At 66.9% G+C, this 2529-nt stretch carries 1 protein-coding gene; it reads left to right on the forward strand.

The window, feature by feature from the left end:
- On the forward strand, nt 1-2529 hold a 2529-nt coding region (clpB, locus tag E4K09_RS24165; protein ID WP_134500201.1), incomplete at both ends, for an ATP-dependent chaperone ClpB.

Here is a 2529-nt window from a genome sequence, read left to right on the forward strand (position 1 = left end):
ACCGAGCGCGCCCGGGGTTTCGTCCAGGCCGCGCAAAATCTGGCCATGCGGGAAGGACACCCGCAGCTCTCCCCCGGCCATGTCCTCAAGGTTCTGCTGGATGATCCTGAAGGCCTGTGCGCTGGTCTGATCGACCGCGCGGGCGGGCGCTCGCGTGACGCGCACGCAGCCGTCGAGCAATGGCTTTCCAAGCAGCCGAAGGTCTCGGGCTCGGCCGCGCAGCCGCAGGCGACGCGCGACCTGATGCGCTTTTTCGACACGGCCGAGAAGGCCGCCGAGAAGGCGGGCGATTCTTTCGTCACCGTCGAGCGTATGCTGCTGGCGCTGGCTGTCGAGAAGGACACGGAGGCGGGCCGGATCCTGGCCCAGGCGGGCGTGACGGCCCAGGGCCTCAACACGGCCATCAATGCCCTGCGCAAGGGCCGCACCGCCGACAATGCGACGGCGGAGAACGCTTATGATGCGTTGAAGAAATATGCGCGCGACCTCACCGAAGCGGCCCGTGACGGCAAGCTCGATCCGGTGATCGGCCGCGACGAGGAGATCCGCCGCACGATCCAGGTTCTGTCCCGGCGCACCAAGAACAATCCGGTGCTCATCGGCGAGCCTGGCGTCGGCAAGACCGCCATCGTGGAAGGCTTGGCGCTGCGCATCGTCAACGGCGACGTGCCCGAGTCGTTGAAGGATAAGCAACTGCTTGCCCTCGATATGGGCGCGCTGATCGCCGGCGCGAAATATCGCGGCGAGTTCGAGGAGCGCCTAAAGGCGGTGCTGCAGGAAGTCACGTCCGCCGAGGGCGGCATCATCCTGTTCATCGACGAGATGCACACGCTGGTGGGTGCCGGCAAGGCCGACGGCGCGATGGACGCCTCGAACCTGCTGAAGCCCGCGCTCGCGCGTGGCGAGCTGCACTGCGTCGGCGCGACCACCCTCGACGAATACCGCAAGCACGTGGAGAAGGACGCGGCGCTCGCCCGCCGTTTCCAGCCGGTCTTCGTGAGCGAGCCCACCGTGGAGGACACGGTGTCGATTCTGCGCGGCCTGAAGGAGAAGTACGAGCAGCATCACGGTGTGCGCATCACCGACTCGGCGCTCGTCGCCGCAGCGACCCTCTCGAACCGCTACATCACCGACCGCTTCCTGCCGGACAAGGCCATCGACCTCGTGGACGAGGCCTCGTCGCGCCTGCGCATGCAGGTGGATTCCAAGCCGGAGGAGCTCGACAACATCGACCGTGAGATCGTGCGCCTCAAGATCGAGCAAGAGGCCCTGAAGAAGGAGACGGACGCGGCGTCCAAGGACCGCCTCGAGCGCCTCACGCGGGAACTCGCGGAGCTGGAGGAGCAGTCGGCCGCGATCACCGCGCGCTGGAAAGCCGAGAAGGACAAGCTCGGCGCCGCCGCGGAGCTGAAGAAGAAGCTCGACGAGGCCCGCAACCAACTCGCCGGCGCGCAGCGCGGCGGCGACTGGGCGAAGGCGGGCGAGCTCTCCTACGGGGTCATTCCGGGCCTTGAGAAGCAGCTCGCCGAGGTCGAGGCCAGGGCTGACGGCGGCGGCCTCATGGAAGAGGCGGTGACGCCCGACCACGTGGCGCAGGTCGTCTCCCGTTGGACCGGCGTGCCCGTCGACAAGATGCTCGAAGGCGAGCGCGAGAAGCTGCTTCACATGGAGCAGGATCTCGCCAAGCGCGTCGTCGGCCAGCGCGAAGCCGTCGAGGCCGTCTCAACGGCCGTGCGGCGCGCCCGCGCCGGGCTGCAGGATCCGAACCGCCCCATCGGCTCGTTCATGTTCCTCGGCCCCACGGGCGTCGGCAAGACCGAGCTCACCAAGGCGCTGGCGAACTTCCTGTTCGACGACGAGACCGCGCTCGTGCGCCTCGACATGTCGGAATACATGGAGAAGCACTCGGTCGCCCGTCTCATCGGCGCGCCTCCCGGCTATGTGGGCTATGAGGAGGGCGGCGCACTGACGGAAGCCGTTCGCCGCAGGCCCTACCAGGTGGTGCTGTTCGACGAGATCGAGAAAGCGCATCCGGACGTGTTCAACGTCCTGCTTCAGGTGCTCGACGACGGACGCCTCACGGACGGACAGGGTCGCACCGTCGACTTCCGCAACACGCTCATCATCATGACCTCCAACCTGGGTGCCGAATATCTGGTGAACCAGCCGGAAGGTCAGGATACCGATGCGGTGCGCGACGAGGTCATGGGCGTGGTGCGTTCGCACTTCCGCCCTGAGTTCCTCAACCGCGTGGACGAGATCATCCTGTTCCACCGGCTGAAACGGTCGGAGATGGGCGCAATCGTGGACATCCAGATCCGCCGTCTCCAGAAGCTGCTGGAGGATCGCAAGATCGTGCTGCAGCTCGACGACGACGCGCGCAACTGGCTCGCCGACAAGGGCTACGATCCGGCTTATGGCGCGCGCCCCTTGAAGCGCGTGATCCAGAAGTACGTGCAGGACCCGCTGGCCGAGGCCATCCTCGCCGGCGAGATCAAGGACGGCGAGACCGTGCCCGTGCATGCGGGA

The sequence above is a fragment of the Microvirga pakistanensis genome, from assembly GCF_004458765.1.
Taxonomy (GTDB): Bacteria; Pseudomonadota; Alphaproteobacteria; order Rhizobiales; family Beijerinckiaceae; genus Microvirga; species Microvirga pakistanensis.